This window comes from Lysinibacillus sp. (assembly GCF_032093475.1).
Taxonomy (GTDB): Bacteria; Bacillota; Bacilli; order Bacillales_A; family Planococcaceae; genus Lysinibacillus; species Lysinibacillus irui.
In genome coordinates this window covers 14,330-18,102 of the sequence record NZ_DAMDAY010000094.1, presented here as the reverse complement: position 1 = coordinate 18,102, position 3,773 = coordinate 14,330, and the positions used below count along the sequence as shown (strand labels likewise).

At 38.4% G+C, this 3,773-nt stretch carries 4 protein-coding genes; all 4 read right to left on the bottom strand.

What is annotated here, in order from left to right; genetic code table 11:
- A partial coding sequence (locus RT445_RS17430; protein ID WP_313471092.1) for an ABC transporter ATP-binding protein occupies positions 1-661 on the bottom strand: 661 nt, incomplete at its 3' end.
- A gap of 83 nt (positions 662-744) precedes the next feature.
- Positions 745-1,851 (bottom strand): extracellular solute-binding protein, encoded by a 1,107-nt coding sequence (locus tag RT445_RS17425; protein WP_312507188.1) that lies wholly within the window; start codon positions 1,849-1,851, stop codon positions 745-747.
- 197 nt (positions 1,852-2,048) lie between these two features.
- Entirely contained in the window at positions 2,049-2,963 is a 915-nt protein-coding gene (locus RT445_RS17420) for an EamA family transporter (RefSeq protein ID WP_312507189.1), read from the bottom strand.
- Between the two features lie 18 nt (positions 2,964-2,981).
- Entirely contained in the window at positions 2,982-3,545 is a 564-nt protein-coding gene (locus RT445_RS17415; RefSeq protein ID WP_312507190.1) for a GNAT family N-acetyltransferase, read from the bottom strand.
- Positions 3,546-3,773: the final 228 nt, after the last annotated feature.

Genomic DNA, 3,773 nt, shown 5'->3' with positions numbered 1-3,773 from the left:
TTTCTTGAGGAGTTCCAATCTGCTTGATATGGCCATTCTCCATGACCATGATTCGATCAGACATAGCCATTGCCTCCATTTGATCATGCGTAACGTAAATCGTTGTCACACCAAGCTCTGATTGAATTCGTTTGATTTCAATACGTGTTTCCTCACGCAATTTGGCATCAAGATTGGATAGAGGTTCATCGAGTAATAAAATGTCTGGCTCAATTACTAGTGCTCTAGCTAAAGCAACTCGTTGCTGTTGCCCACCAGATAGTTCGTTGATTTTTCTGTTGCCATAAGCGGCTAAATGTACTTGTCCTCTAATTCGATCAACTTTGTATTGAATCTCGGCCTTCGAAAATTTACGAACTTGTAAACCAAAGGCAATATTTTCATCAACCGTCATATGAGGGAATAGAGCGTAATTTTGAAATACCATACCGATATTCCGTTTATTTGGTTGAAGTCGAGAGACATCTCGCTCATCAAAAAAAATTTTACCTTTAGAAGGGTAATAAAAGCCTGCTATCATTCTTAAAGTAGTGGTCTTGCCGCAGCCACTAGGTCCGAGAAAAGTAAAGAACTCACCTGCTTTGATTTCCAGGTTTAAATCTTTCACACCATACATTTGGCCAAATTGCTTCGAGACATTTTCGATGTTGACACTTCTCAATGATAAACTCCTCTCTAACAAAGAATCCAGATGATACAGAAAGGTAAAAATTCGCTGCATAAGCCGAATTTTTACCAGTTATACTATTTGCCGCGCCCTTTAATATTGTTATCCCAATACTCCATCCATTCGGCTTCTTTGTCAGACATTAGCTGCCAATCTATATCGAATGTTTTTAAATCTAACTCCTGATACCATTCAGGCATAGTGGCTTTATCAATGTCAGAACGTGTAGGAATTTGATAATAATCATTCGCTAACTGTGTCACCATTTCCTTTTCAAATAGGAATTCTACAAATAGTTTTGCATTCTCTAAGTTTTTCGCATTATTTACAACGGCTACACCATCTACTAAAATAGGTGCTCCACTTTTTGGATAAATATAATCAAAAGGATAATCTGTCGTATATTTCTTTAATAAAATATCTTGAAGATTCCATAAGGAGACACTGCCTTCTTGACGTGTTAGCTTTAAATACAAAGCATTAGGATCCTGTGTATACTCTTTTGTATTTGCGTCTAATTGCAATAACCATTCATAGCCTTTATCTGGTGAATTGGCATCTTGTCGTACAATCATAGAGGAATAGATCGTACGCATTGTCCCTGATGCAAGCACGCCGCGGATTAAAATCTGATCCTTCCATTTAGGATCTAATAGGTCATCCCAGTCCTGCGGTCCTGTTTCTTTTGTCAGTAGATCACTGTTAATCATGATGACTTCTGGTAGCAACATCTCGCCAAACCAACGTCCATCGGCATCTTTATGGGCAGCATCAATGGCATTGATAAAGCTAGGCTGCCAAGCATGCAGTAGGTCTTCATTTGCCCCAACCATGAGTGCTGATTGAGTACCACCCCACCAAAAGTCTGCCTGTGGATTGGCCTTTTCACCACGGAGGCGCTCCAAAATTTGCTGTGCCCCCATTGTTAAAAACTCCACTTCAATGTCTGGATATTTTTCATTAAACTGATCGATCACATTTTGCACCATTTCCTCATCGCGACCTGTGTAAATCACAAGTTTTCCTGATGGCGTCGTAGCTGTTACTTCTGTCTTGTCGCCATCAGCGTTTTTGTCGTTATTTGCTGAATTACTTGTGGAATTTTGCTGTTCCTTGCCGTTACAGGCAGTTAAAACCAATAGCAGAAAGATAAGGAAAAGACTAAGAATATGGTGTTTTTTCATCAACTTCCCCCTTCTTAAAGTAAGTTACTTGCATATTGCAGTATAATACGAAGGGATATCATTAATGTTAGAATTATTAAAAAATTAAACTTACCTTCATCATAGCGAAGCACCAATCCATTAGCAAAGGCATTTTGTAAAGTTAAAAAAACTCCTTGAAAAGGAGTATTCCATTTTCAAGGAGTTTTTTTGACTATTTAAGAATGTACCTCTAAGAAGCTATCTTTTTGTCGACGTTGTGCAACAATCGTTGGTAGCATCATACCTGCAATAACGAGAAGAATCCCGATGATTTGTATAGCTGTTAAAGGTTCATGTAGCACAATAACAGAAACAGTAACTGCAACGGGTAATTCAATGGCACTTAAAATTGAAGCAAGTGCACCACCAATTTTGGGGATGGCTATTGAAAATAAGTATATCGGTAATATGATACCGAAAAGACCAAGGGCTAGTCCAAATTTCCATAAGCCTTGCATAAATAACTTGCCGTTCCAAATAACCTCAGGGCTAAGGAAAATACTTATCATCATAAGGGCTATAAAGGAAACGATTAATACCCTTGATGTTGTTGTAACGCCTTCGACAGGTCGAGAATTGAATTGTATGAAGCAGGCAAAGGTGACGGCTGCCGCAAAGCCGAATAGCCATCCTTGGATAGGGATGCCGCTTAAATCTACATTTAATACACCTGCCGCTAAAATAGTTCCTACAAATAAAATAATGATCGAAATCACTTCAGGGCGACTTGGTAAACGTTTATGTAGTGCACAATCAATCAGCAGACCAATCCATGTAAATTGGAATAGCATGACTACTGCAAGAGAAGCGGGAAGATACTTTAGCGATTCCCCGTATACGATACCTGTCGTCCCAGTAAAAATACCAGCACAAATTAATATAGCTAAGCCTTTTCTGGAGGGCTTTGGTAATTTCCTGTCTGTAAAAATAAAAATAGCTACTACGAGTATAAAGCCAATAATATATTGACTTGATACAGCCTCTGCTGATGTAAAGCCATGTTGCATGGCTACTTTGACAATAGTCGACAAAATACCATAGCTACTAGATGCAATAACGATCAAAAGAGGGTAAAGAAAATTTGTTTTCATATTTTCGTTGTTCACTTCCTAAAACAGTTTCACCATATGATGAAATGGTTCGTCAATTATGGACCATGGCTCGGTAATAACAAAACCTAAACGCTCATAAAGACGGCGTGCATCTTCTTTTTGAGTTTCAACATTTAGTGATAACTTTTTATAACCACGCTGCTTTGTAAGCTCTTCCGCGAACTGTAATAGCAAGGTTCCGATTCCTTTGCCTCGTGCTTGTGGTGATACACATACAGTATCGATATAGGCCTCATCTTCATGGGCTTCTTGATCAATAATAATAGACGGTGCATTTTTTTCTTCTAGCCATTTAACAAGGTTAGCATCCATATCAACGGCTTGTGCGCCAAAATAATAAACGAGAATCCCTAAAATTTGCTCACCTTCAGTTGCGACAAAGGTATTTAAATAAGAATGTCGATTGTCGTCACGTTGAAAAAGAATTGTCAGCTCTTGACTAACGGCTTCGGACGATTGCTCGCCAGTTAAGCGATTTGCAATATCACCAATTGCATCGATTATTAGAGGCACAACAGCATGGGCATCATCTGGTTGCGCTTGTCGAATTGTAATACTCATCTTGAAAATCCCTACCTTTCTATAGGCAAGTATAACAAAGATAGAGAATGACTCAAATTTTCAGACATGCTCTTCAAAGTTAAACCTTTATAGAATGACAATTTTCGTGTTAATCTATAATGACTAGACTTTCAGGAGGACAATCATGACAAAGCAAGAGAAGGATTTTATTTTAGTCTATGGAGATGCTTTTATTGACTATATTGCTGATGATGTAACAAACACATC

Coding starts and splice junctions, on each gene's coding strand:
- RT445_RS17425 (WP_312507188.1), bottom strand. CDS start 1,851: ATGAAAAAACACCATATTCTTAGTCTTTTCCTTATCTTTCTGCTATTG.
- RT445_RS17420 (WP_312507189.1), bottom strand. CDS start 2,963: ATGAAAACAAATTTTCTTTACCCTCTTTTGATCGTTATTGCATCTAGT.
- RT445_RS17415 (WP_312507190.1), bottom strand. CDS start 3,545: ATGAGTATTACAATTCGACAAGCGCAACCAGATGATGCCCATGCTGTT.